We start from the raw sequence: 25,384 nt of genomic DNA on the forward strand, positions 1-25,384 counted from the left end.
TGTGGCGCACGGCCCTCCGGCCTATCTGCCGCCCATGACCGACCGCCCCTCCATCGACGACGCGCTGGCCGAACTGGTCGAGGAGTTCGATCTCCTGGGCGACTGGGAAAGCCGCATCCAGTACGTCATCGACCTGGGTCGTGAGCTGGCGCCCCTGCCGGACGCGGACCGCACGGAGGCCAACAGGGTGCCGGGCTGCGCCGCCCAGGTCTGGCTGACGTCCGCCCGCGACGGCGACCGGCTGTCGTTCAGGGCCGACAGCGACAGCGCCCTGTCGAAAGGCAACGTGGCGCTGCTGCTGCGCCTCTATTCCGGCCGCGCGCCGGACGAGATCCTGGCCTTCGACGCCCGCGCCGCTCTGGACCGTCTGGGGCTGCCGCAGGCCCTGACGCGACAGCGCGCGAACGGGCTGAACAGCATGGTGGGACGCATTCGCGAGGCGGCGCTGGCCGCCGGGTGACTCAGCCGATGCCGTAGTGGCGGGCGAGCGCCTGCAGGCCGGCCCGCAACTGGTCGCGCGCGGCGCGGCGGCGAAGACCCAGCTGATCCTCCGCCGCCTGCAGCGCCGACCCTCGCACGCAGACCGCCTCGAGGATGGGGCGAAGCCGGGGTCCCGCGGCGCGCAGGGCAGCCTCGACCCGCGCGCCGGCGCGATGGGCGCGGTCGTCCGGCTCCGTCCGGGCCGAGGTGCCCGAGCCCGAAATCGGGAGCGCGTCCCAACGCAGGGTCAGCGACGGTCCGCGCAGGGCGTCCTCGGCGTCTTTCGTCAGCCGTTCGCCCGCCGCGTGCTGGGCCGGCGTCAGCCATGGCCGGCCGCGGGCGTCGCGGCGCGCGGCCAGCCATTGCAGCGCGGTCGGGGTCAGATTGGCGCGGCGGCGCGACCTGACGCCGTCGGCCTGCATGACGTCACGTTCGCCCTCGACGGCCCCGGGGCGACCGGCCCGGTCAGGCGCGGCCACCTCTCCCCCGCGCGCCACCCAGCCGCCGCCGCGACGGGCCTTCAGGCCGGGGTCGCGCGCCAGTGCGAGAAACGCCGCCTCGTCCAGGGTCAGGATCACGCGCGCCCGCCGATCCGGTCCGGTCCGCAGGGCGTATCCGCCCGGTACCTCGTCCAGCCAGCCGGCCGCCCGCGCCAACAATCCTCGGGCCCGCGCAACGCCCTTCACGCCACCTCCAGAGCCGGGCCGTCGAACACGGCGCGCATCAGCGCCTCGACGCGGTCCAGCGCCTGATCGAACCCGGTGGCGTCGCGTGCGTCCTCCGCCCATCGACAGGCGATGGCGGCGGTGCTGCGCGTCACGCCGAAGGCATGGCCGACCCGATCCAGCGTCCAGCCGTGCACGACGTGCGTCAGGTAGAGCGCCAGCCAGCGGGCCCGGCAGGCGGTCTGGCCGCGGCCTCCCTGCGCCACGGCCTCGGGCGCGAGGTCCGTCAGGGCCGCCGCCATGTGCAGCGCCAGCGCCGCGCGCGCGCGATCCGCCCCCGTGATCGGCACGCGATAGATTTCCTTGTTCATCTCACTCTCTCCAACTCCCCGGAACGCGTTCTGCGTCGTCCAAGAAATAGGAAAATAGTCCTGACATGCGTCGAAATCGGTCGCAGGCGTCCGAAGACGCGGCCGCTTGACGGAGGACTCTCGACGTCGATTCGCAAATCAGCCTACGATTCGTCGTGATCGGGCCGTTAAGGGTTCTTAAGGATTTGGGCGGTTAACGTCCGAACAAGGTTACCCGGACCCCGCGTCCGCACGAACACGGCCAAGCTTTGCCTGGAGGGGCATGAATGCGCGTCCTGCTTATCGAAGACGATCACGCGACCGCGCAGAGCATCGAGCTGATGCTGAAGTCGGAAGGCTTCAACGTCTACACGACCGACCTCGGCGAAGAAGGCATCGATCTGGGCAAGATCTATGACTACGATCTGATCCTGCTGGACCTGAACCTGCCGGACATGAACGGCATCGAGGTGCTGCGTCAGCTGCGGGTCGGCAAGGTCAACACGCCGGTGATGATCCTGTCGGGCTCGACCGAGATCGAGACCAAGGTGAAGACCTTCGGCGGCGGCGCCGACGACTATCTGACCAAGCCCTTCCACAAGGACGAGCTGATCGCCCGCACCCATGCGGTGGTCCGTCGCTCCAAGGGCCACGCCCAGGCCATCATCACCACCGGCGAGATCGCGGTGAACCTGGACGCCAAGACCGTCGAGGTGAACGGCCATCGCGTTCATCTGACCGGCAAGGAGTACCAGATGCTGGAGCTCCTCTCCCTGCGGAAGGGCACGACCCTGACCAAGGAGATGTTCCTGAACCACCTCTACGGCGGCATGGACGAGCCCGAGCTGAAGATCATCGACGTGTTCATCTGCAAGCTGCGCAAGAAGCTCGCGACGGCCGCGGGCGGCAAGCACTACATTGAGACCGTCTGGGGCCGTGGCTACGTCCTGCGTGACCCGGCGGAAGGCTCCGTCAGCGCCGCGGCCTGATCCCCTTCAGCCGCAACTGACCCTGAGACGCCCGCCGGGAAACCGGCGGGCGTTTCGCGGTCAGGCAGGTATCAGGGCACCGTTGGCCGGAGCGGCGAACGCGTGACCGGCTGAACGCCGGGATGCCCATCAGTTGGCCGATCTGACCGGTCAGCGCCAGAGGTGGTCGGCGGGCAGGCCCAGCCTGACGCTGGCCTGGGCTGCCGGACTGGAGCGCAGCATCAGCCTGTCGGCCGCCCGCGCGAGCGCCCCGACGATGGCGGCTTCCCCGGGCCGCAAACCGTGCCGCCGGTCCAGATCCAACACATCCGCGACCGCGGGCGGCGTCAGGTCGACCGCCGCCCGGACGAGCATCCGTTGAAGTGGTCGGGCCGCGGCGGGCAGGGCGGGCGCCTCCCGCATGATCTGCAGAAACTCGAACACCACGGGCGAGCGCGTGAGCTTCGAAGTCATGGCCGCCAGCTGCGCCGCCCACTGCGCCTGCGACGTGGGCGCGCCCAAGGCGCCGTACAGACGCGCCGCCTCCGCGCCCTCGGCCCAGGCCCGGTCGCGCTCGGCCTCCGACAGGGGCCGGACGAAGCGGTGAAAGGCCTCGCCGAAGCCGTAGCCGGCGGTGGCGTGCACCCAGTCCAGCAGTTCCACGTCGTCGGCCGCGTAGGTGCGGCCGTCGTCCGCCGTGCCCGTCACCGCCGCGTGCCGCCGGCCGACGCCCGCGATCATCGCCTCGGCCGTCGATCGCGCCCCGTAGACCGTGACCATTGCCGCCAGGCCCGTGCGGCGCAGGCGACCGACGGGATCGGAGCGGAAGCTGGTGTGATCCCACACGCCCGACCGCACGCGCGGCTCGGCCAGCTCCAGAATGACGGCCGCCACGCCGCCGATGAACAGGGCGACCGGGTTCCTGAAGATGCGCCACGAGAGGGAGTCGGCCGGGACCAGCGCCGGTTCTCCGGCAGGCCGGCTGAAGTCGACGTGCGGCAGTCCGGGCGCGGCGAGGAAGGCGGCGGCCGCCGACTCGACGCGGCGTTGCAGCGGCCCGGGCAGGACGATCGCGCTCATGGCCCCGAAAATCCCGCCGGCCATTGAGGTTCCGCTCGCCGTCGCGGCGTCGTAAGGGTTTGTGCCACGCGATCACCATCGGCTATCAAGCGGCCTGTAACCGCTTACAAGAGATTCCCCACTTCCATGCCCGACGCCGCGCCGAACCGATCCGAAGCGTCGCATTCTTCCGCGGCTTCGGACCTTGGCCGCGGGGCCCAGGCGGGCACGCCCGAAGGCATCGAAGCGCTGATCGCGGCGATGACGCTGGAGGAGAAGGCGGGGCAACTGACCATCATGCCGGCGGCGCTGGCCCCCTCCCTCGCCAACGCGGCCAATCCGGAAGCGATCTCCGGCACGCCCTCGCAGCAGGAGCAGGCCGTTCGGGAAGGCCGGCTGGGCGGCGTGTTCAACGGCGATTCCGCCGACTGGCACCGCCGCATGCAGCACGTCGCCGTCCACGAAAGCCGGCTGGGCATTCCCCTGCTGTTCGCCGCCGACGTGATCCACGGCTTCCGCACGATCTTTCCCGTGCCGCTGGCCGAGGCCGCCGCCTTCGATCCCGACCTGGCCCGGCGAACGGCGCGCGCGGCGGCCGAAGAGGCGACCGCCGTCGGCCTGTCATGGAACTTCGCCCCCATGGTCGACGTGTCGCGCGACGCGCGCTGGGGCCGGGGCGTGGAGGGCGCCGGCGAGGACGTGCTGCTCGGCTCCCTGCTGGCGGCGGCGCGGGTGGAAGGATTTCAGGGCCCCGACCTGGCCGATCCTGCGGCCATGCTGGCCACGCCCAAGCACCTCGCCGCCTACGGCGCCGCGGCCGGCGGTCTGGACTATGCCGGCGCAGACGTCTCGGAGCGGACCCTGCGCGAAGTCTACTTTCCGCCCTTCCAGGCAGCCTTCGGGGCGGGCGCGCTGTCGACGATGGCGGCGTTCAACGACGTCGCGGGCGTGCCGTGTCACGCCAATCCTTGGCTGATGAAGGACGTGCTGCGCGGCGAGTGGAACTTCGGCGGCTTCGTGGTTTCCGACTACACGGGCGACTTCGAACTGATCGCCCACGGGCTGGCCGAGGACGAGCGCGACGCGGCGCGACTGGCCTTCAACGGCGGCGTCGACATGAGCATGTCCAGCGCCTTGTACGGCCGCTTCCTGCCCGACCTCGTGCGCGGGGGTCAGGTGGACGAGGCGGCGGTGGACGAGTCCGTCAGGCGAGTCCTGAGGCTGAAGGCGGCGCTGGGCCTGTTCGCCGACCCCTTCAATCGGCTCGATCCCGCCCGCGCTGAAAAGGGCCACGCGCCGACGCGTCGCGACCTGGCGCGCGAGGCGGCCCGGAAATCGCTGGTGCTGCTGAAGAACGAAGGCGGAGTCCTGCCTCTGGCCCGGGACGTGAAGATCGCTCTGATCGGCCCGTTCGCCACGGGCCACGACCATCTGAACGGACCCTGGGTCCTGTTCGGCGACCCGCAGCAGGCGACTTCGGTCGAGGACGGGCTGCGCGCCGCCATGGCGGATCCGCAGGCCCTGACCGTCGTCGCCGGCTGCGCGGCGGAAGCCGAGGTCCCGGGCGGCGTCGAGGAAGCCGTGGCCGCGGCGCGTGCGGCGGACGTCGTCGTCATGGTCGTCGGCGAGGGCGAGCGCATGTCGGGAGAGGCGCAGTCGCGTCTCGACATCGGCCTGCCCGAGCCGCAACGCGCGCTGGTCGAGGCGGTGCGCGCCGTCGGCAAGCCCACCGTGCTGATCCTGAAATGCGGGCGCGCCATGACCGTGGATCCCGTCGCCGAAGCGTCGGAGGCGCTGCTTGTCGCCTGGTTCCTGGGCGTCGAAACCGGGGCGGCGCTGGCTGACGTCCTGTTCGGCGATCACGCGCCCTCGGGCCGGCTGCCGGTCAGCTTCCCGCGACACGTCGGCCAGTCGCCGTTTCACTATGACCGCAGGTCCACCGGACGCCCGCCGCTCAGCCTGCAGCACGGCGAGGAGTTCAAGGCGCGGTATCGGGAGCAGCTGAACCTCGCCGCCTGGCCGTTCGGACATGGGCTGACCTACGGCGAAATCGTCTACTCGGATTTCGACGCGGGCACAGGGCGGATGGCCTGGGACGGGTCGCTGGAGGTCGCCGCGACGGTGACGAACCGCGGCGCGCGTACGGCCGACGAACTGGTTCAGCTGTACGTCCATGACCGGGCCGCCTCGGTGACCCGGCCCATCCGCCAGCTGAAGGGGTTCAAGCGCGTGACCCTCGCGCCGGGCGCTTCGGAGCGGGCGGCCTTCACCCTGACCCGTGAGGACCTGACGTTCGTCGGGCCCAACCTGACCTGGATCGCCGAGCCCGGCCGCTTCACCGTCTGGATCGCGCCCTCCGCCGAGACCGGCGTCGAGGGCGAGTTCGAACTGGTGCGCTGAGGTTCCCCGCCGGGCCTGAGATGGGTCCGCGATTTTCAAGATCAAGAATTGCGCCGGCTCGAAGCGTGAGCAGACTGCAGAACCTCTCATCGCGGAGGTCGAGGATGAAACTGGACAACACCGATCCGACCTGGGGCACGGTCGCCGCTGGGCACGTGCCTGAGGTTCTTTACCACGGGACGCGCGCGGACCTGACGGTGGGCGATCTGCTGCAACCCGGCTTCGCCTCCAACTGGGAAGACCGCCGGCCTCTGTCCTGGATCTATATGTCCGGTCTTCTGGAGCCGGCCGTGTGGGGCGCCGAGCTGGCTCAGGGGGTGGGTCGCCCGCGCGTTTTCGTGGTTCTGCCGACCGGCCCGATCGAGGACGATCCCAACCTGACCAACAAGAAGTTCCCCGGCAACATCACCTTTTCCTACCGATCTCGCGAACCTCTGCGGATCGTGGGCGAGGTGCTGGACTGGGAAGGACATGCGCCGGAAGAGATCAAGGCGGCGCGGGCGCGGATCGATGCCGCGTGGGACGGCGGTTCGTCCAGGATCATCGACTAGGCGGGCAGGGCTCCGACCACCGCCGCATGCATCGACGTGGGCGCGCCGCTCGCGTCGAACAGAAGAGGCTCGTCGCCCGACCCGGCGCGAGCGTCGCGGTTCAGCCAGCTGTCCGGATCGCGCGCGCCCCAGACGGTGAAGGCGAACCGCTGCGCGGCGGGCAGGGCCATGAAGGCCTCGGTCAGCTCCGTCACCCGGGCCGCCTGCTGGGCCCGCCTCTGGCCGTCGGGCCGCAGGTCGAGGCGGCGGTCCGACTTCAGCGACGCGTCCAGCTCCGACACGTGAATCTGCAGCCCGAATTCCGCCGCCTCGCGGAAGAAGCCGGCGATCTGGCCCTCGGCGATCTCGACGTCGAGATGGCTCTGCGTGCCGATGCCATGGACCGGCGTGCCCGCCTTGAGCAGGGTTTCGACCAGACGCAGGAAGGTCGCGCCCTTTCGCGGCAGGTTCTCCAGATTGTAGTCGTTCAGGAACAGCACGGCCTGCGGGTCGGCGGTGTGAGCCACGTCGAAGGCGCGACGGATGTGGTCGATCTCGCCGAGCGCCTGCGACCAGTGATGCGACCGCAGGCCGTCGCCATCTTCCGCCACGGCCTCGTTGACCACGTCCCAGCTGACGACCTTGCCCCTGTAGCGCGAGGTCACGGCCAGCACGTAGCGATCGTAGGCCTCTCCGAACGCGGCCTTGTCCAGGCCGGCGAACTGATCGGCACCCTGTGAGTACCAGATCAGGGCGTGACCGTGCAGGCGCAGGCCATGTCGGGCGGCGAAGTCGGCGCAGACGTCGGCGCGGGAGAAGTCGAGCGACCCGTCGGGCCGCAGGATCGCCTCCATCTTCATTTCCCACTCGGGCGTGAACTGGCTGAACTCACGAACGACCAGGTCCCGCCAGCCCGCCTCGGCGAATTGGCCGCTCATTCCGCACACGCCGGCCGGGCAGGGCAGCATGTCCTTCAACGGCCGTGCCGCGGCGGGCGCGGCGGGCGCGCCCGCGCAGGCCGCCAAGGCCAGAGAGCCGGAAAGAACGGAGCGGCGCGTGGCCATGGGCGTCAGCCCGCGCGGCGCCTCAGCCCCAGCTCGTCGAAACGGGCCGTCTCGCGCCGTGCGGCGGCGACGAGGGCGTTGAGACGGGTCGTCTCGGCGACGTGTTCGAACTTCTTCAGTTCCTCGAAGGCGCCGGTCAGGGCGTCGCGGGCCCCCGCCTCTTCGGCGTCGATCTGGGTCACGTCGGCCTCGGCCACGCCGCGGCGGGCCTTCCAGCCGGCGACGTAGGCGTCAAGCAGCATGCGGGCCTCGGCGTCGGAGCGGGCGCGTTCACGCTCCAGCTCGACTTCGGCGTCCAGCACCGCGATGCGCATCTCGGCCGAGGCGCGGCGGGCGGTGATCTCGGCCAGACGCTTCTGCAGCGTTTCGACCTCGTAGTTGGAAATGCGGATCAGCGACTGCGCCCAGGCCGTCATGTCGTCACTCCCTCACCATGCCCTGATTCAGTATGGCCTCGAGCCGGGTAAAGGATTCGGTAAGAGGCGTGGCCTCGTCCGGTCTTTGACTCAGGAACGCTTCCAGCGCCGGATTCAGGGCGATGGCCCGGTCGACGATCGGGTCGGCGCCGGCGCGATAGGCGCCGATGCGGATCAGCTCCTCCATGTTGGAGTAGGCGCTGAGGCACTGGCGCGCGCGGCGGTTCAGCTCGCGCTCCGGTTCGGTCTGGTTGCCGGGCATGGTCCGACTGACGGACTTCAGCACGTCGATCGCCGGGAAGCGCCCCCGCTCGGCGATCTTGCGGTCCATGACGATGTGGCCGTCCAGGATGCCGCGCACCGCGTCGGCGATCGGCTCGTCGTGGTCACCGCCGTCGACCAGCACGGTGAACAGGGCGGTGATCGGGGCGGCCTCCGTCCCGTCCGGCCGCCGGGGTCCGGGACCCGCGCGTTCCAGCAGCTTGGGCAGCTCGGTGAAGACCGTGGGGGTGTAGCCCTTGGTCGTCGGCGGCTCGCCCGCCGCCAGTCCGATCTCGCGCTGGGCCATGGCGAAGCGCGTGACCGAGTCCATCAGGCAAAGGACCTCCAGATCCTGGTCGCGGAAATACTCGGCCAGGGCCAGGGTCATGTAGGCCGACTGACGTCGCTTCAGCGCCGGCTCGTCCGAGGTGGCGACTACGACCACCGCGCGGCGCAGCCCCTCTTCGCCCAAGGTCTCCTCGACGAACTCGCGCACCTCGCGCCCGCGTTCGCCGATCAGGCCGACGACGACGACGTCGCAGCTCGCTTCCTTGGCCAGCATGGACAGGAGCACGGATTTGCCGACGCCCGAGCCGGCGAAGATGCCGAGACGCTGTCCACGGCAGGTGGTGGTGAAGACGTCCATGGCCCGAACGCCCAGGTCCAGCCGCTCGCCCACCCGACCGCGCGAATGGGCCGGCGGCGGGGCGGCGCGCAGGGGATAGGCGGCCGGTCCGCTCGGCAGCGGGCCCTTGCCGTCGATGGGCTGGCCGAACGCATCGACGATGCGACCCAGCCAGGCGGTGGTCGGGCGCACGGCGGCGGCGGCGTCGACGATCCGGATGTCGGCCCCGGGCGCCACGCCCTCGACGGGGCCGAACGGCATCAGCAGGGCCTTGGCGTCGCGGAAGCCCACGACCTCGGCGGGCAGGGGGTCGAGCCCGCGCCCCCGCCCGATCTCCGCGCGGGCCCCCACGGCCAGACGCGACAGGCCGCCCCGGCTCTCGATCAGCAGGCCCGACACGCCCGCGACCTTGCCCGTCACGACCAGCGGATCCACAGCTTCGACGGCGGCGATCAGATTGCGCAAACGGGACCCCGGGACAGGGTTTCAGGGATGCGGGATCGTGGTTAACCGGGCATGAAGATCAGGCGCGCTTCCAGGCCGGCTTCCGCCCGTACGTCCCCCATCTCCACAGCCATTCGACCGGACCGTAGGCGTGGCGCGCCAGCCACCAGCGGCTGAAGACGATCTGCAACCCGACGATGACCAGCGTCAGCGCCAGCGTCAGGGTCGGCCCCATCCACGGAAGTAGCCCCAGACCGAAACCGTAGAGAACGAAGAAATAGACGAGGCTCTGCGTCAGGTAGTTGGTCAGCGCCATCCGCCCCAGCGATCCCAGCCCGGACAGCAGCCGATGCATGCGGGGGATGCGGCACAGGACCACGATCAATGCGGCGTAGCCGAGGGCCAGGATCACGGCCGTCAGCGGGCTGAGGCCGCGCAGGAAGACATTGAACCAGGGCAGCGCCTGAAGCTCGAGGTTGTTCATGATCGGCCGCAGCAACTGCAGCGTCAGGCCGAGGGGGATCAGGGTCGACGCGGCGACGGCGAAACCGACGAGGTGCTGCTGGGGGTCCTGCAGCCAGCCCTGCCGATGGATCCAGCTGCCGATCAGGAAGCGCCCCAGGATCCACGCCAGGAAGGCGGCGCCCCACGGGTTGGCGTACAAGGCGAGCGTGCTGCGCAGATTGTCGAAGACGAAGGCCGGGTAGCTGCCGCCGTCGAGGATCCATGGGGCGCGGGCGGCGGCAGCGGCGTCGAACTGGGCCGCGAAGGGCGGTGGGAGGCCCGGGGCCGTCAGCTGGAAATAGACCCACACAAGGGTCGGCACGCCCCAGGCGAAGACCAGTCCCGCCACCAGCAGCCACGGCGCGGACCAGCGCCGGGTCAGGAGCAGCAGGAAGCCCATCAGGGCGTAGGCGTGCAGGATGTCGCCAAGCCACAGCAGGGCCAGATGGGCCACGCCGATCGCCAGCAGGATCGTCAGTCGGCGAAGATAGACGACGGTCCCGCGTCCTCCGCGTGCCTCGATCCTGTCCATCATCACCGCAAAGCCGAAGCCGAACAGCATTGAGAACAGCGCCTGGGCCTTGCCGTGCATGAACAGGCCGGACGCGAAGCCGACGACCTTCTCGAGCACGGGAAACGCCGTCAGCCCCGGGACCATGTCCTCGGGCACGATGAAGCCGCCGATGTCGAAGATGTTCATCCACATCACGCCGAACAGGGCGAAGCCGCGAATGACGTCCAGTTCGTCGATGCGGTCCTGCGGATCTGTGGCCAGCGTCATCACGATCCCTCCGGTCACGGGGGATCAGGGGCCGATTCGCATGACGGCGCTCGCCGAAACTCCCGGGCGGCGTCAGGCCGGCGGCACGGGCGGACCGTCCGCGGGGCGGTAGCATTCGCACGCGGCGCGCTCGAGCGAGGGCCGGTCGCGGACCAGCATGCGCCCTCGGGAATAGGCCACGGCGCCGGCGCGCTGCAGCGCCTGGGCGGCCTCGTTGACCGTCGTCCGCTGGGAGCCCAGCATCGAGGCGAGATATTCCTGCGTCAGGTTGATGACGTCGCCCTCGATGCGGTCGTGACAGGCCAAGAGCCATTTGGCGAAGCGTTGTTCGGCCCGGTGCAGGGCGTTGCACGCGACGGACTGTTCCAGCTCTCCCTGCAGCTTCGCCATGTAGGCGCCGATCGCCGTGCGCAGCCCGGGGCGCTCCGACGCCAGGGTCCTGAGACGTCCGGCGTCCATGCGTCGGGCGCGGCCGTCGATCTGGGCCACGAAGCGGGTGTAGGCGTGGTGCGGGACGGTGGTGGCCAGGGCGCCCGTCATCCCCTCGCGGCCGATCATTGCCGTCTCGACCGTGCGGCCGTCCTGCAGCACGGCGACCGCGGAGATGATGCCGGTTTCGACGAAGTGGATCTGGTCGATGGGATCGCCGGGCTCGTGGAAGACGTGCCCCTGAAGGAAGTCGACGGGCGTCGATTGGGACAGGATGGCATGGCGGTCCTCGGCCGCCAGTTTCTCGAGCAGGTGATTCCCGGTCGGAAGGTCTTTCATGCCTCGCGCTTACGGTGAACCGCGCGCGGGCGTCTGCCGGAAGTCGACTTTGCCGCGACGCTTATCGCGGTGCGTCGGGCAGGACGTCTTCCGCCGACGGCGGGACCGCGACGGTCACCACCAGACGCTGGCCGTCATAGACCTCGACGCCGCTGCATGACCTGTGCTGCCGCAGGTGACGGAAGGCGGCGCGCGCCGCCTCGGCGTCGTCCCCGCACTCGCTGAAATCCAGCGTCGGCCGTCCGCCGTCGCCAGTCAAAAAATGAAATTGATAGACGTTCATGCGTTCGTACCCCCCTCGCGAACGTCGATACCCGCGCCGGGGGAACGCGTCTGTCCGGCCGGCGACACGGGGTTTTCCGCAGGCTCAGCCGTCGATCATCTCGGTGACCTTGGCGGCGAGGTCGGCCATGACGAAGGGCTTGGTCAGCACCTGCATGTTGTGCGCGAGCAGTCCGTTGCCGACGGCCGCGTTCTCGGCATAGCCGGTGATGAACAGCACCTTGAGGTCCGGCCGCGTCTCGCGGGCCGCGTCCGCCACCTGCCGCCCGTTCAGGCCGCCGGGCAGGCCCACGTCCGTGATCAGAAGGTCGATCCGGACGTCCGACTGCAGGATGGCCAGTCCGGTCGGTCCGTCCGCCGCCTCGATCGCGGCGTAGCCCTGCTCGCGCAGCACCTCGAGCACCAGCATCCGAACGGTGGGTTCGTCGTCGATGACCAGCACCGTTTCGCCGTGGCCCGGCGCGCCGGCGAGGGCGACCTGCACCGGGTCCTCCTCCGGTGCCTCGCCGGCGAAGCGGGGCAGGTACAGGCACATGGTCGTGCCTGAACCCACCTCGGAATAGACGCGAACCTGACCGCCGGACTGACGCACGAAACCGTGGATCATCGACAGGCCGAGGCCCGTCCCCTGACCGATCGGCTTGGTCGTGAAGAAGGGATCGAAGATGCGCTCGATGACCTCGGGCGACATGCCGCTGCCGGTGTCGGTGACGCAAAGTGAGATGTACTGACCGGGCGCCAAGTCGCGTTCGCGGGCATGCCGCTCGTCCAGCCATTTGTTCGCCGTCTCGATGGTCAGCCTGCCGCCCTTCGGGGCCATGGCGTCCCGGCCGTTGATGCACAGGTTGAGGAGGGCGTTTTCCAGCTGCGACTGGTCCACCCGCGTGGCCCAGAGGCCGCCGGCCTGCACGACCTCGACGTCGACGACGGGGCCGACGCTGCGCCGGATCAAATCCTCCATGCCGGCGATCAGCCGGTTCACGTCGGTCGGCTTGGGGTCCAGCGTCTGGCGCCGGGAAAAGGCGAGCAGCCGCTGGGTCAGGGCCGCGGCGCGCTGGGCCGAGGCCTGCGCCGCCTCGATGTAGCGCTCCATGCCGTTCAGCCGTCCTTCCGACAGGCGCTTGCCGAGAAGCTCCAGGCTGCCGGAAATCCCCGCCAGGAGATTGTTGAAGTCGTGCGCGATGCCGCCGGTCAGCTGGCCCACGGCCTCCATCTTCTGGGACTGACGCAGCGCCTCGTGGGCGGAGGCGAGCTCGCGCGTGCGGGCGTCGACGCGCTCCTCCAGCGTGGTGTTGAGATCTTCCAGCGCGCGTTCCGCCAGTTTGCGCGCGGTCAGGTCCTTGAACAGCACCGCGACCTGTCGCCTCTCGACCGGCTCGACCCGGAAGGCCGCCAGTTCAAGCCAGCGACCGGTCGCCTCCAGCTCCTTTTCGAACCGGATGGAGCGACCCGTGACCAGCACCTCCCGATAGAGGTCGATCCATTCCTCGGCTTCGTCCGGCACCATGTCACGGACGTGCTGACCCACCACGTCGGGGATGCCGGCGTTGGTGACGTAGGCGTCGTTGGCGAGGACGTGCACGTAGTCGTCGAACTCGCCGCGCGGGCCGTCGACGAACTCGATGATGCAGAACCCCTCGTCCATGGCTTCAAACAGAGCGCGATAGCGGGCCTCGCTCTCGGCGAGCGCGATCTCGTCGCGCACGCGCTCGATGTGCGCCCAGCAGCGGGTGGTGACCTCGCGGATCGTGGCCAGCTCGGCGTGGGTCCAGACGTGCGGGTCCTTGTGATGGACGGCCATCAGGGCCAGCAGACGCCCTTCCTTGACCAGCGGCATGCAGATGGTCGCCGAGACCCCGATGGCCTGGAAGGTCGCGGCCTCCTCGGGCGCGATCTCCCTGAGATTGTCGTTTATGATCAGAGGCCGGCCGGCGCCGAGCTCCTGCACGGCCAGGCGGCCGAAGTCGGCCAGGCTGTAGTGCCCCACGATGGAAGGTGTGCCCGGAGCGGCCCAGTCGCCGCGGATGGTGAAACCGTCCTGGTCCGGGTCCATGTCGGCGTACGCGCAGTTGGTCACGCCCAGATGGCGCGCCGTCATCCGTGTGAGGATGGACAGGATCTCCTCGGGGTCGATCGCGCTCTGGGCGGCCGTCGTCAGGTCGTCGAGGAAGCGCAGGCGCCCCTCGCTTTCTTTCAGGGCGGCGGCTGTGCGCGCCCGCTCGCTGCCCGCCCGCACGCGCTCCGCGACTTCGCGGACCAGGGCGACGTCCTCGTCGGTCCAGGCCCGGGGAGTGGCGTTGTTGACGAACAGCAGGGCGACGACCTTGCCCTGCTCCATCAGCGGCAGATTGATGAGGGCGCGCGCGCTGATCGTGTCCAGAGCGGCGCCGCCGTCCGTCACCCGCGGGTCGTCGGCGGCGTCGGCGAACACGACGACCTCGCCTTTGGCCAGATTCTCGATGTAGTCGCCGAAATCGCGGAAGCGGATCACGCCGGCGATGCTCTTCACCCCCGGGGCGTTCCAGTCCCGCGCGATGGTGATGGTCTCCGCCTCGGTGTCCATGACGCCATAGCCGACGCGGCTGACGTTCAGGGCTTCGGCCAGGATGCGCGACGAGGCGTGGGCGATCTCCTCGGCGTCGGTCAGGTCGCGGACGGCGTCGTTGAGCTCCAGCAGCACGCGGTGACGGGTCTGCGCCTGACGTTGCTGGGTGACGTCGTTGAACAGGATGGCGACGCGGTTCTGGTCGCGCTCGCCGATGCGCAGGGCCTGGACGTCGTACCATTTGCCGAAGATCGCGGCTTCCTGCTCGAAGCGCGCGGGCGTGCCGGTCCGCGCGACGTCGCCGTAAAGGTCGAACCAGTGCCGCTCCAGCCCGGGCGCGATCTGGCTGACCCACTTGCCGGTCGATCCGTGCAGGCCCGTCATGCGCTCGTAGGCCTGGTTGCCCTCCACGATGCGATAGTCGACGGCCCGGTCGCCCTCGAACTTCAGCTCGATGATGCAGAAGCCGGTCTCCGTCGACTGGAACAGGGCCTGGTAGCGGGTTTCGCTTTCGCCCAGGGCGGCGGTCGCTTCCAGCATGTCGGTGACGTCGTAGCCGCCGACGAAGATGCCGGAGATGGCGCCGGATTCGTCCCGAACCGCCTCGTAGACGAAGTTGAGGCGTCGCGGTCCACGTCCGGCCAGATCGACCGGGATCGCGCGGGCGACGAACGGCTCGCCTGTCTCGTAGACGCGGTCGAGCAGGCTGAAGAACCCCTGGCTTTCGAGCTCGGGGAAGATCTCCCGGACGGTCGCCCCTTCCCGCGCGCGCCCGCCGGAGATTTCCTGATAGGCGTCGTTGAACCAGTCGAAGCAGTGGTCCGGTCCGACCAGCACGGCGGCGAACCCCGGCATCTGGCGAAGCATGTCGCGCTGGCGATCGCGCTCCGTGTCCGCGCGAAGCTGAGCCCGGCGTCGCTCGGTGGTTTCGTTGACGAAGGCGATGAAGCCTTGCGGCGTCGCGTCGTCGTCGCGTGCCGGGACGTAGTCGACGTCCAGCCAGGCGGGCTCAAGGCCGGCGCCGCGATCCAGGGTCAGCTCCACGTCGCGCAGCGACCACGCCTCGCCGGCCAAGGCCCGCCGCAGATTGCTTTCGTTGAAGTCGGCGATCTCGGGCCAGGCTTGCGCATGGGGCCGCCCCAGGAGATGCGGGTGCCGGGAGCCGGCGAACAGGGCGTAGGCGTCGTTGTACAGCAACGTCCCGCCGGGCCCCCAGAGCAGAGCCTGCGGGCTGGGCGACGAGACCATCAGGCCGACGAGCGTCCTGAGGCTTTGCGGCCAGTCCCGCATCGCCCCCAGCGGCGTGCCGGACCAGTCGTGGCGGCGGATGCGCCCGGCCATCTCTCCGCCCCCGGGCGGAAAGTCCGTCGATTCCGCGCGTGCGTCCCGGCTGGCCAGCTTGTCGTCCCCCTCCGCCCCGCGCGAATGCGCGGTCCTTTTCAACGTCCGCCTGTGGTCAAGGTTCAGCGACAGGAGCGGAAAATGGCCCTCGCCCGCTTGCGATCCGTCCGCAAGCCCTATCTTTGGCGGACACGCAGATCGGAGACCTCCCATGACCGGCGCCTACGACGCCTCCCGCCACACGAAGTCGGGCCGCGGCAAGGTCTATGCCTCCATCGTCGACACCATCGGCGACACGCCTTTGGTCGAACTGCCGCGGTTGTCGGAGGAGCTGAAGCCCAAGGGCCGGGTGTTGGCCAAACTGGAGTTCTTCAACCCCATCGCCTCGGTCAAGGACCGTATCGGCGTGGCGATGATCGAGGCGCTGGAGGCGGCGGGGAAGATCGGCCTGGGCAGCGTGCTGATCGAGCCGACCAGCGGGAACACCGGGATCGCCCTTGCCTTCGTCGCGGCGGCCAAGGGCTACAAGCTGATCCTGGTCATGCCGGAAAGCATGTCGATGGAGCGGCGCAAGATGCTGGCCCTGCTGGGCGCCGAGCTGGTCCTGACGCCCGCCGAAAAGGGCATGAAGGGTGCGATCGCGATGGCTCAGGAGCTCCTGGCCTCGACGCCGGGCGCCGTCTCGCCGGCCCAGTTCGACAACCCCGCCAATCCCGAGATCCACCGGCGCACGACGGCCGAGGAGATCTGGGCGGACACCGGCGGCGCCGTGGATGTGGTGATCGCCGGCGTCGGCACCGGCGGGACGATCACCGGCGTGGGTCAGGTGCTGAAGGCGCGCAAGCCCTCCGTCCGCATGATCGCGGTCGAGCCCACGGCGTCGCCGGTGCTGTCCGGCGGCGAGCCGGGACCGCACAAGATCCAGGGGATCGGCGCGGGCTTCGTGCCCTCCATCGTCGACAGGTCGGTCATCGACGGCGTCGAGCAGGTGTCCAACGAGGACGCCTTCGACATGGCCCGCAAGGCGGCGCGCGTGGAGGGCATCCCCGTGGGCATCAGTTCTGGCGCGGCGCTGGTCGCCGCGTTCCGTCAGGCGGCGCTTGACCAGAACGCGGGAAAGACGGTCGTCGCCATCATTCCGAGCTTCGCCGAGCGCTATCTGTCGACGGCGCTGTTCGAGGGGCTGTGATCGGCGCTTGATGCGGGCCGCAGTCCGGCGTTCACTGGCGCCGGGAGGAGCCGTCATGATCCGCATCGCCGCCGCCGCCGCCGTCGTCTGTCTTCTGGGGGCCGCGCCCGCCTGGGCCCAGGTCGCCCAGTTGCCGCCCGCCGGGGTGGGCCGCGCCGCCTATGCGCCGTTCGAGCATCTGGTCGGCAAGAGCTGGCGCGGGACGGGAGTTCCGGGTGGGGACGCGGTCGACGTGCAGCGCTGGGACTGGGCCGTCGGGGGCCACGCGGTTCGTGTGGTGCATTCCGTCAACGACGGCGCCTATGCCGGGGAAACGCTGATCTTCCGGGCCGGCGACGGATACGTCTTTCACTACTTCACCTCGGGCGGCTTCCACACGACGGGAACGATGACGTCGACGGGCCCGGGCGCCTTCGAGGTCGAGGAGACGGTGCACGGTCTGGAGGGCTTTCCGCCGCTGCGCTCGACCATCGTCATGGGCGACGACGGCGTGAACCGCAGTCGCAGCTTCCAGCAGGAGAACGGCGCCTGGGTGGAAAAGGGCGGCTTCGACTATCGCGAGGCACCCGACGCCGTGCCGGTCATGCCGGCGCTGGCGGCGTCCTCCACGCCCGGTTAACCCGTCGGCCCCAGACTCCCGGGCGATGTCGGAGCCCGTCGCCGTGCCGGAGGACGCCCCGCCCCAGCCGACGCTGAGGGCGCGCCACGCGCTGCTGAAGCGTCTGGCGGACGTCGTGTCCCTGCCGGCCAGCCGCATCAACGCCTTCGAGCGGGCGGTGACCGGCGATCTGCTGGTCGACATGCTGCGACTGGCGACCCCCGAAGACCGGATGCGCGTCGCGCAGCGTCTGGCCCCGCTGGCCGAACTGCCCAACAGCATCACGCGGCTGCTGCTGCGGGACGAGCCGGAAATCGCCGCGATTCTCATCGAGACCTGTCCGGCCCTGTCGGACAGCGACCTTCTGTCCTGCGCACTGGACGCGACCGCCGATCACCGCTGGCTCATCGCCGGGCGCCGCGAGGTCCCGGAGGTCGTGGTCGAGGCCATCGTGCGCGCGGCCGAGCCGGCCAACGTGGAACGGATCCTGCGCAACACCACCGCGCGGTTCAGCCAGCCGGCGCTGGAAGACGCGACGGCCTTGAGCCGCACGCATCGTGAACTGGCGCCGCATCTGTTGCGTCGCCCGGAACTGCGGCCGTCGGGCGCCTACGTGATGTTCTGGTGGGTGGGTCCGGAAGAGCGGCGGACGATCCTGCAGCGGTTCGCCGTGTCGCGGGAGCCCCTGCAGGAGGTGTCGGAAGACGTGTTCCCGATGGCGGCGGCCGAGGGATGGGGTGATCCGGTGTCGCGCAAGGCCCTGCAGTTCATCGAGCGGCGCCAGAGGAACCGCGCCGCGGTGGAGAAGAGCCCGTTCGAGAGTCTGGAGCACGCCGTCGCCGTGGCCGGACAGTCGGGCATCACGCGCCAGACGGCGTCCGAGATCGCCTACCTGGCGGGGATCAAGCCGCTGACGGGGGCCAAGATCCTGGGCGACGTGGGCGGCGAACCGCTGGCCATCCTGTGCAAGGCGACCGGCATGGGGCGCGACGACCTGCTGGCGCTGTGGCGCTCGACGCGACGACCGGAGAGCGGGCCGGACGGTCATGCCCATCCGGATCTGGCGCGGGTGCAGACGACGTTCGACATGCTGGCGGTCGACCGGGCCCAGACCGTGCTTCGCTACTGGAACTGGTCGCTGTCGTCGGCCCTGACGCCCGCGCTGATGAAGGCGATCCGGGAGGGCGACATGGAGGCGCTGGACGAATATTCTGCGCCCGAGCGGGCGGCCATGCTGGCCCTGGCGGAAGACTTCGGCCGCTGAGCCGTGTTCCGAAATGACGCGTCGCTGATCAGATCAGCGCCAGCATCACCGGGACATGTTGCTTTCGAGACCGACGCGCATTAGGGGAAAATCCTGACGCGACCGAATCCCGGTCAGCAACGCCGCACGACGGCGACGGAGAAGGTCCTGATCATGGAAGAAAACGCGAACCTGCTGGAAATGACGGCCGACATGTTCTCGGCCTATGTCAGCAACAACACGGTCTCGCCGGAGGGGGTGGCCGCCCTGATCGGCACGATCCACTCGACCATGACGCAACTGTCGACGGGCGCCGTCGAGCCGGAGCCGGAAAACAAGGAACCGGCCGTGCCGATCCGCAAGTCGATCACGCCCGACTACCTGATCTGTCTGGAAGACGGCCGCAAGTTCAAGTCGCTGAAGCGTCACCTGCGCACCAAGTACGACATGTCGCCTGAGGAATACCGGTCCAAGTGGGGTCTGGCCAAGGACTACCCCATGGTCGCCCCGAACTATGCCAAGGCTCGTTCGGACCTGGCCAAGCAGATGGGCCTGGGCCAGGGCGGCCGCAAACCCGCCCGCGGCGGCCGCGCCAAGAAGTAAGCCGGCGAAAGCTGGAAGAGCGATCAGGCCCGCCGGCGCGATCCGGCGGGCTTTTTCGCGCGCTCAGGCCGCCTGCGCCGCGCGCCTCGCCTTCCAGAACCGGAGGGTCCGCAGCGCGGCGTCGCGGCTGAGCTCGGCGTACATGCGGGCGTAGGCGTGGGCCTTGCCCATGGCGTCGCCGTCGGTGTTCAGCAGGACGACGGCGTAGGTCAGGAACAGGGCGCGGTCCAGGTCGGCGGCGCGGCAGATGACCGCCAGCGCATCCAGGTCCTTGCGTTCGATGATCTGGCGGGCGGTGTGGAAATCCACGTCCGCCAGCTGCGACAGGGCGATCAGGAAGCTGGTCTTCGAGCCGGACCGCAGGAAGCGGGCCAGCATCTGGGGCGTCAGCTGTCCGGCGGCGCGCATCTCGTCCACATAGGCGAGGCAGGACGAGTAGTCGGCGGGCAGGGCGCCGTCGACCTCGGCCAGGCGCGCGCGGCCGGCGCTGAGCGCGCTTTCCAGCAAGGCCGGGTCCATGCGCGCGTTCTGCTCCAGAATGCGGGCGCGCAGGCGGGCCTCGACCACGAAATACATCTCGTTCAGCAGGTCGGGGGGCAGGGTCTTGCGTTCCACCGCCGCGGCGTGAAGCGCGGGGTTGGCCTTGGCACGCTCGACCGCGGCCTCGGAGGCCCGGCGGGAAAGGGCGGCGCCCTCGTTGCCGAGCAGGGTCCCCAGCGTCTCGTCGTCACCGCGTTCGACGATGACGTCCGACACCGCCTCCGGCACGGTCTCACGGGCCGACACCGCGCGCAGATGGGCCTGACCCTTGGACCGGACGACGTCCAGCAGGTCGGCCTCGGTCAGGACGGGCGAGGCCCGCAGGACGGGATCGGCCACCGCGGCCTCGTCGGACGCGAGACGGCGTATGAGGGAATGGGGCGCCTGGGGGCTGGTGGCGAAGCGGGCCGAAAGTTCGGCGCGGACCGCGGTTTCCATGTCGGCTGCCAGCTTGCCCAGAACGTCGCCATAGAGGGCGGTTTCGGTCGCGGTCGGCTCGACGGGACCGAAGAACTGGTCGCTGAGCTCGCGCAGCAGGTCGCGGCGCTTCTCGCTGGAAGTCTCCTCCGCCAGAGCGATCAGGTCGGGAAGGCGCGACACGACGGCCGTCACGGGATGGGGTCGTGCTGGGCGCCCTGGACCGGACGCATGGCGCCGTCGGAGCCGCGCACCATCTGGGGCGCCTCGGGCGGGGCCGCGAGGTCTTCGGACTGTGGCGTCGCGTCGAGATCGACCGGCATGCGGTCAAGCCAGACGGGCTCGGGCAATACGGTCGGATCCGGAGCGCGGCCGTTCTGACGATGGACGGAGTAGTAGCGGGCGCCCTGCTGACGGCCGGGCGAGGCCTGCGCCTGCGCCTGCCGTTGAGGTTGGGCGGGCCCGGCTTCGGTCGCAGCGACGGAGGAGGGGGCGACGACCGGGGCTGTCGGCTGGCGGGCGCCCTGGACGCGGAAGATGGGCGCGTCGCGGCGCGGGGCCATGGGATCGAGCGGCGCCTCGGCGACGGGCTGCGAGACCTGCGGTTGAGGCTGAGGCTGAGGCTGCGCCGAGACGGGCGAGGGCTGCACCAGCCGGGCCTGAGGCTCGGGCTCCGGCCGGTGCGGCGGGACGCGGTCGGTCGCCGCCGCCGGCGCCGAGGGGCGCGGCCGGGCTTCCGCGGTGCGGATCGGTTGAGGCGCCGGAGCGGGCCGTCGCTCGACGAGCGGCGCAGGCGCGACCTCGGCCGCGGGCGGTGTCCACGAGGGCGCGGGCGCCGCCGGCGAGCTGGAGAAGGCGGAAGCGGGGGTCAGGCCGGGACGCCCGCCTGACGAGCCCGACGTCGGGCGCCATGGCTGGGCGGGACGAAGGGCCACGCGCGCGGGCTCAGCGCCCGCATGAGGGATGACGGTGCGGACGCTGCCGGCTTCGGCGGCCGTGGCGGCGGGGCGGCCGGCCCATTCGAGGCGGCGCAGGGGCGGGCGGTCGCCCGGGTCCTGCGCGCAGGCGGGGAAGGCGGACAGGGCCGTCAGGGCGGCGGCGCCGATGAGCAGGGATCTGGGCACGCGGCGGACTCCCGGCGGAACAGGGCCGAAGCCTAGGCCGCGCGGGCTTGCGCGGGCGTTAACGTGCGAGGCCGAACCTTTTCCGGACGACGCCTTCCAGCGCGCCGAGCACGATGTTGAGCGCCAGCCCCATGGCCGCCAGCCATGCGAGACCCGCCAGCAGCTCGGCGGTGCGCAGGCGGTTTCCGGCCTCGAGGATGCGCCAGGCGAGGCCTTGGGTCGCGCCGGTGCCGGCCACGAACTCCGCGACCACAGCGCCGACGATGGCCTGACCTGCGCCGATGCGCAGGCCCTCGATCATGAAGGGCAGGGAGGACGGGAGGCGCAGACGCAGGAGGCGGTCCATCGGCCGCGCGCGATGCAGGTCGAACAGCCGTTCGAGGTCGGGGTCGGCCGAGGTCAGGCCGGTGAGCGTGGCGGAAAACAGGGGAAACAGGGCGATCGTCGCCGCCAGAAGGACGACGGACAGATCAGCCCGGTCCAGCCCCACCCACAGGATCAGGAGAGGCGCGACCGCCACGACCGGGGTGACCTGCAACAGGGTCGCGAGCGGCCGCAGGGCGCCGCGGGCGGTGGCGTGCGTCGAGGCGGCGACGGCGGCCGACACGCCCACGGCGGTCGCCAGGAGCAGCGCCTGCATGGCCTGCAGAAAGGTCTGGCCGGCGGAGGGGACCAGCCGCGGCGCGGCCTCGATCAGCGCGGCGCCTACTGCAGAGGGGGTGGGCAGCAGATAGGCAGGAGGCGACAGCAGGCGACAGGCGGTCTCCCACGCGGCCAGAAGGGCCGCGACGGCGAGGGCGCCGCTGAGACGCTCGAGCCAGGCACGGCTCATGCCGCCGGCTCCATGGCCGCGGCCAGAGCTGCGGAAACGCGGTCGGCGGTTTCGCGCGCGCGTTCGGGATCGATCGGACCGCCGTGCCTCGACGGACGCGCTCCCCCGACGTCGGCCGCGACGGCGCCGCGAGGGTCAAGCACGAGGACGCGCTGGGCCAGTCGTGCCGCGTCGTGAACGTCGTGGGTCACCAGGACGACGGCCAGCCCCGGGCTTTTCGCCCACGCCTGGGTCACAAGATCGATCAGACGGACCCGGGTCACGCTGTCGAGCGCCGCGAAGGGCTCGTCCAGCAGCAGCAGGTCGGGGGCGGTGACCAGCGCGCGGGCGAGCGCGCAGCGCATGGCCATACCGCCGGAAAGCTCGCGCGGCAGAGCATTCGCGCGGTCGCCGAGGCCGACGGCCACCAGCTGGTCCAAGGCGCGGGCCCGCGCCTCCTCACGCGGCGTCCCGGCCAGTTCCAGCGGCAGGGCGACGTTTGACAGGGCGTTGGCCCACGGCATCAGGGTGGGGCTCTGAAAGACCATCGAGACGCGGCTGGCGGCCCCCGGCGCCGCGCGTCCGGCGTCAGGCGTCCGCAGGCCCGCGAGCAGGTTCAGGGCCGTGGACTTACCCGAGCCTGAGGCCCCGACGATGGCGGTGATCGTGCCGGGCAGGACGATCAGATCGAGGGGGCCGACCGTGCGTTCGGCGAAGCGGACCGTCGCCCCGTCCAGCGACGCCGCCGGCCGAATGGGCTCAGCCACGGCCCGGCAGGTACTGGGTGGTGAAGGCATCGCGCCAGTTCAGGCCGGGCGGATAGACGCCGGCCTCGGACGCGACCTGATAGAAGTCACGCCAGCGATCGGCCGTCATGGCGCCGAGACCGTAGAGCGCGGCGTCACCGCCGGAGACGACGGCGTTTTCGCGCAGCTTCGCCCGGGCCTGATCAAGGACGTCCTGGGTCATCTCCGGATTGTCCTTGCGGATCAGGGCGTCCGCGGCCGTGGCGTCGCCCTGCATGTAGTCGCGCCAGCCCTCGGCTGAGGCGGCCAGGAAGGCGCGCAGCGAGGCGGCGTTGTCGCGGGCGAAGGGCGTCGGGGCCAGCACCATGCAGGCGTAGGACGGGTAGCCTTCGTCGGCCAGCAGGAAGACGCGCGGCGCAAAGCCCGCCTCCTTCTCGATCGTGTAGGGCTCCGACGTCAGATAGCCCTGCTGCACCGCGCGCGGATCGGCGAGGAAGGGCGCGGGGTTGAAGGTGTAGGTGCGGACCTGTTCGTCGGTGAAGCCGTACTTCGCCTTCAGCCAGACCCAGAAGGCGTCACGCGAGGCGGCGGCCAGCAGGAAGGGTCGGCCCGCGAGGTCGGCGATGCCGTTCAGCGCCGGGTCGGGGTGGGCGATCAGAACCTGCGGGTCCTTCTGGAAGAAGGCGGCGACGGCCTTCACCGGGGCGCCCTCGGCGACCAGGTTCATCGGGATGAAGCTGTTCGATCCCATGCCCAGCTCGACCGCCCCGGCCGCCAGCAGCTGGGGCACGTTCACGCCGGGGCCGCCCTGGACGATCTGGACGTTCAGCCCGCGCCGCGCATAGGCCCCGGACGCCAGGGCCTGATAGAAGCCGCCGTGCTCGGCCTGGGCGCGCCAGTCGGTGGCGAAGCGGATGCGGACGCGGCCCTCGTCGTCGACCCGGGGCTCGGAACCTCCACAGGCCGCCAAGCCCATGGCCGCGCCCCCGGCCAGAACGGCGCGGCGGTCGGGCAGGGCAGAGGTGATCGGGCGGCGCATGGCGAAGGCATAGGGCGCGGACGCGCGCTTGGAAAGATTAGCGGCGGCGAGCCATCACCAGTCGGCCGGCCAGCTGGCGCAGGAAGACGGGATGGCCGTCCTGTCCGCTCAGCATCGCAGCCTGCATTGCGATCGTCTCGCCGAACGCGCCGCCCATCGCGGCGTCGGGCGCCGTCACGATGGCCCCGGTGACGGGATCGACGCTGGTGCCCGCGAACATCGCCGCGACGTCGACGTCCTCCGTCGTGGCCTCCTGGGCGACGGGGTCCATATAGGCGTCAGCCCCAGCGGCCACCTCGGCCTCGATGCCTGCCAGCATGGCGGTCATCGTCGCCAGGGCGGCGCTGTTCCGCTCATAGGCCGACGCATAGGAGACGGGCTCGGCGCACAGGTATTCCAGCAGGAACTCCGCCGCGTCCGCGGCGCCGGAAGAGGCGGCGACGGCGGCGTCGACGTTGGCCTCGAGGCAGGCCTCGGCGTTGGTGTAGGCGGGTGGGCGGTCCTGCGCGGCGACATGGCCGGACAGGCCGGCGGCGATCAGGACGGCTGTGGTCACGGCGGCGATGCGCATAATCGGAAGCTCCCCCTCAAGAGGCTTCACGGTATCGCGTCTGAGAGAAATCGCCAGTCGGCGCCCGCCGGAATTGAGCGGGGGGACGAGGCGCCCCGGCGAACCGGTTTGCTTCGTCCCCCCGCCAAGTCCGGGTTGGACTTGGCCATTGAGGTTCAGGCGCCTGGCCTGGGCTCCGGCGGGGCGAACCCCGACGAAGGTCGGCTGCAACCTGTCGCGCTCAGGGTCTCCGGCGTCCCGCAGGTCGAGCCTGCGCCGTCCGTCGATCCCGATCCGGTTCTCCGTGAACGCTTCCGGCCGGAGCCTTCGTCGTTCTGGAGCCTGGATCCCGCCTTCCGCTCGTCGGGTCCGAAGACCTCCCGAAGCGTCGGGTCGGAGAGCCGGGCCGGTTCGCCTTGAGCCCCGGGTCTCCCCGGTTTTCCGCGCCGCCGTGTCCCTCGGCCCGTTGACGTTCCGACGAAACCCGCTATGAGGCAAGCGCCCGAAATCGCCCCGCTGTGCGAAAGCCGCCTGCGATCGGTGCATAACCCTGTGCATATCTGTGGACGGACGAAATTCGCGGTGCGAAAGCAGCGGTTTGCGTCATCCACAGAAAGGCGGTGGAGCCGCGTGCCGGACCCGTCGGTCGTCAGTTTCCGGCAGCTTGACCCCGGCTGGCCGATCGCGGCTACTCGGCCGACGAAGCGGGGAGCTGTCGCATGAAGATGCGTATGATGATCGGAGCCGTGGGACTGCTGGCCCTGGGCGGATGCGACGTCCTGTCGGATCCGGCCTACTGGAACGCGACGGGCGTTTATGGGGCCGGGAACGGCTACGACCCCACGCCGTGCACCTACGACTACAACGGCAATCCGTCGCCGGGCTGCTACGATTACCTCTTTGAAGACGACCAGGGGAAACCGCTGCCGCCCGTGGCCCAGCCCTATGACGAAGGATCGTCGGAGGGAGAGCCCGAGGGGGATGCGGGGGAGGCGGCGCTGGCGGCGGCCGAGGCGGTCGTCCAAGTGGGGCGCGACTGAA

The 25,384-nt window shown here is 70.4% G+C and carries 25 protein-coding genes; 9 read left to right on the forward strand and 16 right to left on the reverse strand.

From position 1 onward, the window contains the following. The first annotated feature begins 34 nt into the window (after nucleotides 1–34). Nucleotides 35–460, forward strand: a complete 426-nt coding sequence (locus VGR32_RS05520) for a SufE family protein (protein ID WP_327448894.1) — start codon at nucleotides 35–37, stop codon at nucleotides 458–460. A 1-nt stretch (nucleotide 461) separates the two neighbouring features. On the opposite strand, the gene VGR32_RS05525 is transcribed toward VGR32_RS05520, so the two are convergent. Both VGR32_RS05525 and VGR32_RS05530 read right to left on the reverse strand, forming a co-directional pair. Next, nucleotides 462–1,136, reverse strand: a complete 675-nt coding sequence (locus VGR32_RS05525) for a DUF6456 domain-containing protein (protein WP_327448896.1) — start codon at nucleotides 1,134–1,136, stop codon at nucleotides 462–464. Between the two features lie 26 nt (nucleotides 1,137–1,162). After that, on the reverse strand, nucleotides 1,163–1,516 hold the full coding sequence (locus VGR32_RS05530) for a chromosomal replication initiator DnaA (RefSeq protein WP_327448898.1): 354 nt from the start codon (nucleotides 1,514–1,516) through the stop codon (nucleotides 1,163–1,165). 266 nt (nucleotides 1,517–1,782) lie between these two features. Between VGR32_RS05530 and ctrA the strand changes: the two genes are divergently transcribed. Next, nucleotides 1,783–2,484, forward strand: a complete 702-nt coding sequence (ctrA, locus tag VGR32_RS05535; RefSeq protein WP_125256353.1) for a response regulator transcription factor CtrA — start codon at nucleotides 1,783–1,785, stop codon at nucleotides 2,482–2,484. Nucleotides 2,485–2,634: 150 nt separating this feature from the next. On the opposite strand, the gene VGR32_RS05540 is transcribed toward ctrA, so the two are convergent. Further along, nucleotides 2,635–3,543: an oxygenase MpaB family protein gene (locus VGR32_RS05540; protein ID WP_327448902.1), complete on the reverse strand. Its 909-nt coding sequence runs from the start codon at nucleotides 3,541–3,543 to the stop codon at nucleotides 2,635–2,637. 126 nt (nucleotides 3,544–3,669) lie between these two features. On the opposite strand from VGR32_RS05540, the gene bglX reads away from it, so the two are divergent. Then, the gene (gene bglX / locus VGR32_RS05545; protein ID WP_327448904.1) at nucleotides 3,670–5,922 is read left to right on the forward strand and encodes a beta-glucosidase BglX; all 2,253 of its coding nucleotides are present in this window, start codon (nucleotides 3,670–3,672) and stop codon (nucleotides 5,920–5,922) included. A 104-nt stretch (nucleotides 5,923–6,026) separates the two neighbouring features. Then, nucleotides 6,027–6,473: an NAD(+)--rifampin ADP-ribosyltransferase gene (gene arr, locus VGR32_RS05550; RefSeq protein ID WP_327448906.1), complete on the forward strand. Its 447-nt coding sequence runs from the start codon at nucleotides 6,027–6,029 to the stop codon at nucleotides 6,471–6,473. Here arr and VGR32_RS05555 read toward each other — a convergent pair. The 7 genes from VGR32_RS05555 to VGR32_RS05585 form a co-directional block, all read right to left on the reverse strand. Next, a complete protein-coding gene (locus VGR32_RS05555; RefSeq protein WP_327448908.1) occupies nucleotides 6,470–7,516 on the reverse strand; it encodes an endo-1,4-beta-xylanase in 1,047 nt (348 codons plus the stop codon). The genes arr and VGR32_RS05555 overlap by 4 nt on opposite strands. A gap of 5 nt (nucleotides 7,517–7,521) precedes the next feature. Beyond that, entirely contained in the window at nucleotides 7,522–7,932 is a 411-nt protein-coding gene (locus VGR32_RS05560; protein WP_327448910.1) for a flagellar export protein FliJ, read from the reverse strand. A gap of 4 nt (nucleotides 7,933–7,936) precedes the next feature. Further along, nucleotides 7,937–9,283 carry a flagellar protein export ATPase FliI gene (gene fliI / locus VGR32_RS05565; protein ID WP_327448912.1) on the reverse strand — a complete coding sequence of 449 codons (1,347 nt, stop codon included), beginning with the start codon at nucleotides 9,281–9,283 and terminating at the stop codon, nucleotides 7,937–7,939. Between the two features lie 58 nt (nucleotides 9,284–9,341). After that, nucleotides 9,342–10,547 (reverse strand): DUF418 domain-containing protein, encoded by a 1,206-nt coding sequence (locus VGR32_RS05570; RefSeq protein ID WP_327448914.1) that lies wholly within the window; start codon nucleotides 10,545–10,547, stop codon nucleotides 9,342–9,344. Nucleotides 10,548–10,619: 72 nt separating this feature from the next. Continuing rightward, nucleotides 10,620–11,315: a Crp/Fnr family transcriptional regulator gene (locus VGR32_RS05575; RefSeq protein WP_327448916.1), complete on the reverse strand. Its 696-nt coding sequence runs from the start codon at nucleotides 11,313–11,315 to the stop codon at nucleotides 10,620–10,622. 61 nt (nucleotides 11,316–11,376) lie between these two features. Next, nucleotides 11,377–11,598 carry a hypothetical protein gene (locus tag VGR32_RS05580; protein WP_327448918.1) on the reverse strand — a complete coding sequence of 74 codons (222 nt, stop codon included), beginning with the start codon at nucleotides 11,596–11,598 and terminating at the stop codon, nucleotides 11,377–11,379. 84 nt (nucleotides 11,599–11,682) lie between these two features. Then, complete coding sequence (locus VGR32_RS05585) at nucleotides 11,683–15,483, reverse strand: GAF domain-containing protein (protein WP_327448920.1); 3,801 nt, start codon at nucleotides 15,481–15,483, stop codon at nucleotides 11,683–11,685. Nucleotides 15,484–15,694: 211 nt separating this feature from the next. Here VGR32_RS05585 and cysK point away from each other — a divergent pair, with 211 nt between their 5' ends. The 4 genes from cysK to VGR32_RS05605 all read left to right on the forward strand — a co-directional run bounded on the left by cysK (nucleotide 15,695) and on the right by VGR32_RS05605 (nucleotide 19,116). Further along, nucleotides 15,695–16,672, forward strand: coding sequence for a cysteine synthase A (gene cysK, locus VGR32_RS05590; RefSeq protein ID WP_327448922.1), 978 nt, complete (start codon nucleotides 15,695–15,697; stop codon nucleotides 16,670–16,672). A 55-nt stretch (nucleotides 16,673–16,727) separates the two neighbouring features. Then, entirely contained in the window at nucleotides 16,728–17,291 is a 564-nt protein-coding gene (locus VGR32_RS05595) for a hypothetical protein (RefSeq protein WP_327448924.1), read from the forward strand. A 25-nt stretch (nucleotides 17,292–17,316) separates the two neighbouring features. Next, a complete protein-coding gene (locus VGR32_RS05600; RefSeq protein ID WP_327448926.1) occupies nucleotides 17,317–18,534 on the forward strand; it encodes a DUF2336 domain-containing protein in 1,218 nt (405 codons plus the stop codon). Nucleotides 18,535–18,687: 153 nt separating this feature from the next. After that, complete coding sequence (locus VGR32_RS05605; protein ID WP_327448928.1) at nucleotides 18,688–19,116, forward strand: MucR family transcriptional regulator; 429 nt, start codon at nucleotides 18,688–18,690, stop codon at nucleotides 19,114–19,116. A gap of 63 nt (nucleotides 19,117–19,179) precedes the next feature. Here VGR32_RS05605 and VGR32_RS05610 read toward each other — a convergent pair whose 3' ends face one another. Genes VGR32_RS05610 through VGR32_RS05635 form a run of 6 tightly spaced genes read right to left on the reverse strand, consistent with a single transcriptional unit; the run spans nucleotide 19,180 to nucleotide 24,364 of the window. Beyond that, nucleotides 19,180–20,256, reverse strand: coding sequence for a DUF2336 domain-containing protein (locus VGR32_RS05610; protein ID WP_327448930.1), 1,077 nt, complete (start codon nucleotides 20,254–20,256; stop codon nucleotides 19,180–19,182). 8 nt (nucleotides 20,257–20,264) lie between these two features. Beyond that, nucleotides 20,265–21,197, reverse strand: a complete 933-nt coding sequence (locus VGR32_RS05615) for a hypothetical protein (RefSeq protein WP_327448932.1) — start codon at nucleotides 21,195–21,197, stop codon at nucleotides 20,265–20,267. Nucleotides 21,198–21,255: 58 nt separating this feature from the next. Next, nucleotides 21,256–22,029, reverse strand: coding sequence for an ABC transporter permease (locus VGR32_RS05620; RefSeq protein ID WP_327448934.1), 774 nt, complete (start codon nucleotides 22,027–22,029; stop codon nucleotides 21,256–21,258). Then, nucleotides 22,026–22,775, reverse strand: coding sequence for an ABC transporter ATP-binding protein (locus tag VGR32_RS05625; RefSeq protein ID WP_327448936.1), 750 nt, complete (start codon nucleotides 22,773–22,775; stop codon nucleotides 22,026–22,028). The genes VGR32_RS05620 and VGR32_RS05625 overlap by 4 nt, the downstream gene beginning before the upstream one ends. Beyond that, a complete protein-coding gene (locus VGR32_RS05630) occupies nucleotides 22,768–23,793 on the reverse strand; it encodes an ABC transporter substrate-binding protein (RefSeq protein WP_327448938.1) in 1,026 nt (341 codons plus the stop codon). Before VGR32_RS05630 ends, VGR32_RS05625 begins: the two co-directional genes overlap by 8 nt. Before the next feature lie 37 nt (nucleotides 23,794–23,830). Beyond that, complete coding sequence (locus VGR32_RS05635) at nucleotides 23,831–24,364, reverse strand: hypothetical protein (RefSeq protein ID WP_327448940.1); 534 nt, start codon at nucleotides 24,362–24,364, stop codon at nucleotides 23,831–23,833. A gap of 698 nt (nucleotides 24,365–25,062) precedes the next feature. Here VGR32_RS05635 and VGR32_RS05640 point away from each other — a divergent pair. Next, a complete protein-coding gene (locus VGR32_RS05640; protein ID WP_327448942.1) occupies nucleotides 25,063–25,383 on the forward strand; it encodes a hypothetical protein in 321 nt (106 codons plus the stop codon). Nucleotide 25,384: the final 1 nt, after the last annotated feature.

The sequence above is a fragment of the Brevundimonas sp. genome (assembly GCF_035935935.1).
Taxonomy (GTDB): Bacteria; Pseudomonadota; Alphaproteobacteria; order Caulobacterales; family Caulobacteraceae; genus Brevundimonas.

Coding starts and splice junctions, on each gene's coding strand:
- VGR32_RS05555 (WP_327448908.1), bottom strand. CDS start 7,516: ATGGCCACGCGCCGCTCCGTTCTTTCCGGCTCTCTGGCCTTGGCGGCC.
- VGR32_RS05570 (WP_327448914.1), bottom strand. CDS start 10,547: ATGACGCTGGCCACAGATCCGCAGGACCGCATCGACGAACTGGACGTC.
- VGR32_RS05620 (WP_327448934.1), bottom strand. CDS start 22,029: ATGAGCCGTGCCTGGCTCGAGCGTCTCAGCGGCGCCCTCGCCGTCGCG.
- VGR32_RS05640 (WP_327448942.1), top strand. CDS start 25,063: ATGAAGATGCGTATGATGATCGGAGCCGTGGGACTGCTGGCCCTGGGC.
- bglX (WP_327448904.1), top strand. CDS start 3,670: ATGCCCGACGCCGCGCCGAACCGATCCGAAGCGTCGCATTCTTCCGCG.
- VGR32_RS05585 (WP_327448920.1), bottom strand. CDS start 15,483: ATGGCCGGGCGCATCCGCCGCCACGACTGGTCCGGCACGCCGCTGGGG.
- VGR32_RS05580 (WP_327448918.1), bottom strand. CDS start 11,598: ATGAACGTCTATCAATTTCATTTTTTGACTGGCGACGGCGGACGGCCG.
- arr (WP_327448906.1), top strand. CDS start 6,027: ATGAAACTGGACAACACCGATCCGACCTGGGGCACGGTCGCCGCTGGG.
- VGR32_RS05530 (WP_327448898.1), bottom strand. CDS start 1,516: ATGAACAAGGAAATCTATCGCGTGCCGATCACGGGGGCGGATCGCGCG.
- VGR32_RS05560 (WP_327448910.1), bottom strand. CDS start 7,932: ATGACGGCCTGGGCGCAGTCGCTGATCCGCATTTCCAACTACGAGGTC.
- VGR32_RS05595 (WP_327448924.1), top strand. CDS start 16,728: ATGATCCGCATCGCCGCCGCCGCCGCCGTCGTCTGTCTTCTGGGGGCC.
- cysK (WP_327448922.1), top strand. CDS start 15,695: ATGACCGGCGCCTACGACGCCTCCCGCCACACGAAGTCGGGCCGCGGC.
- VGR32_RS05600 (WP_327448926.1), top strand. CDS start 17,317: ATGTCGGAGCCCGTCGCCGTGCCGGAGGACGCCCCGCCCCAGCCGACG.
- VGR32_RS05540 (WP_327448902.1), bottom strand. CDS start 3,543: ATGAGCGCGATCGTCCTGCCCGGGCCGCTGCAACGCCGCGTCGAGTCG.
- ctrA (WP_125256353.1), top strand. CDS start 1,783: ATGCGCGTCCTGCTTATCGAAGACGATCACGCGACCGCGCAGAGCATC.
- VGR32_RS05520 (WP_327448894.1), top strand. CDS start 35: ATGACCGACCGCCCCTCCATCGACGACGCGCTGGCCGAACTGGTCGAG.
- VGR32_RS05575 (WP_327448916.1), bottom strand. CDS start 11,315: ATGAAAGACCTTCCGACCGGGAATCACCTGCTCGAGAAACTGGCGGCC.
- VGR32_RS05605 (WP_327448928.1), top strand. CDS start 18,688: ATGGAAGAAAACGCGAACCTGCTGGAAATGACGGCCGACATGTTCTCG.
- VGR32_RS05630 (WP_327448938.1), bottom strand. CDS start 23,793: ATGCGCCGCCCGATCACCTCTGCCCTGCCCGACCGCCGCGCCGTTCTG.
- VGR32_RS05635 (WP_327448940.1), bottom strand. CDS start 24,364: ATGCGCATCGCCGCCGTGACCACAGCCGTCCTGATCGCCGCCGGCCTG.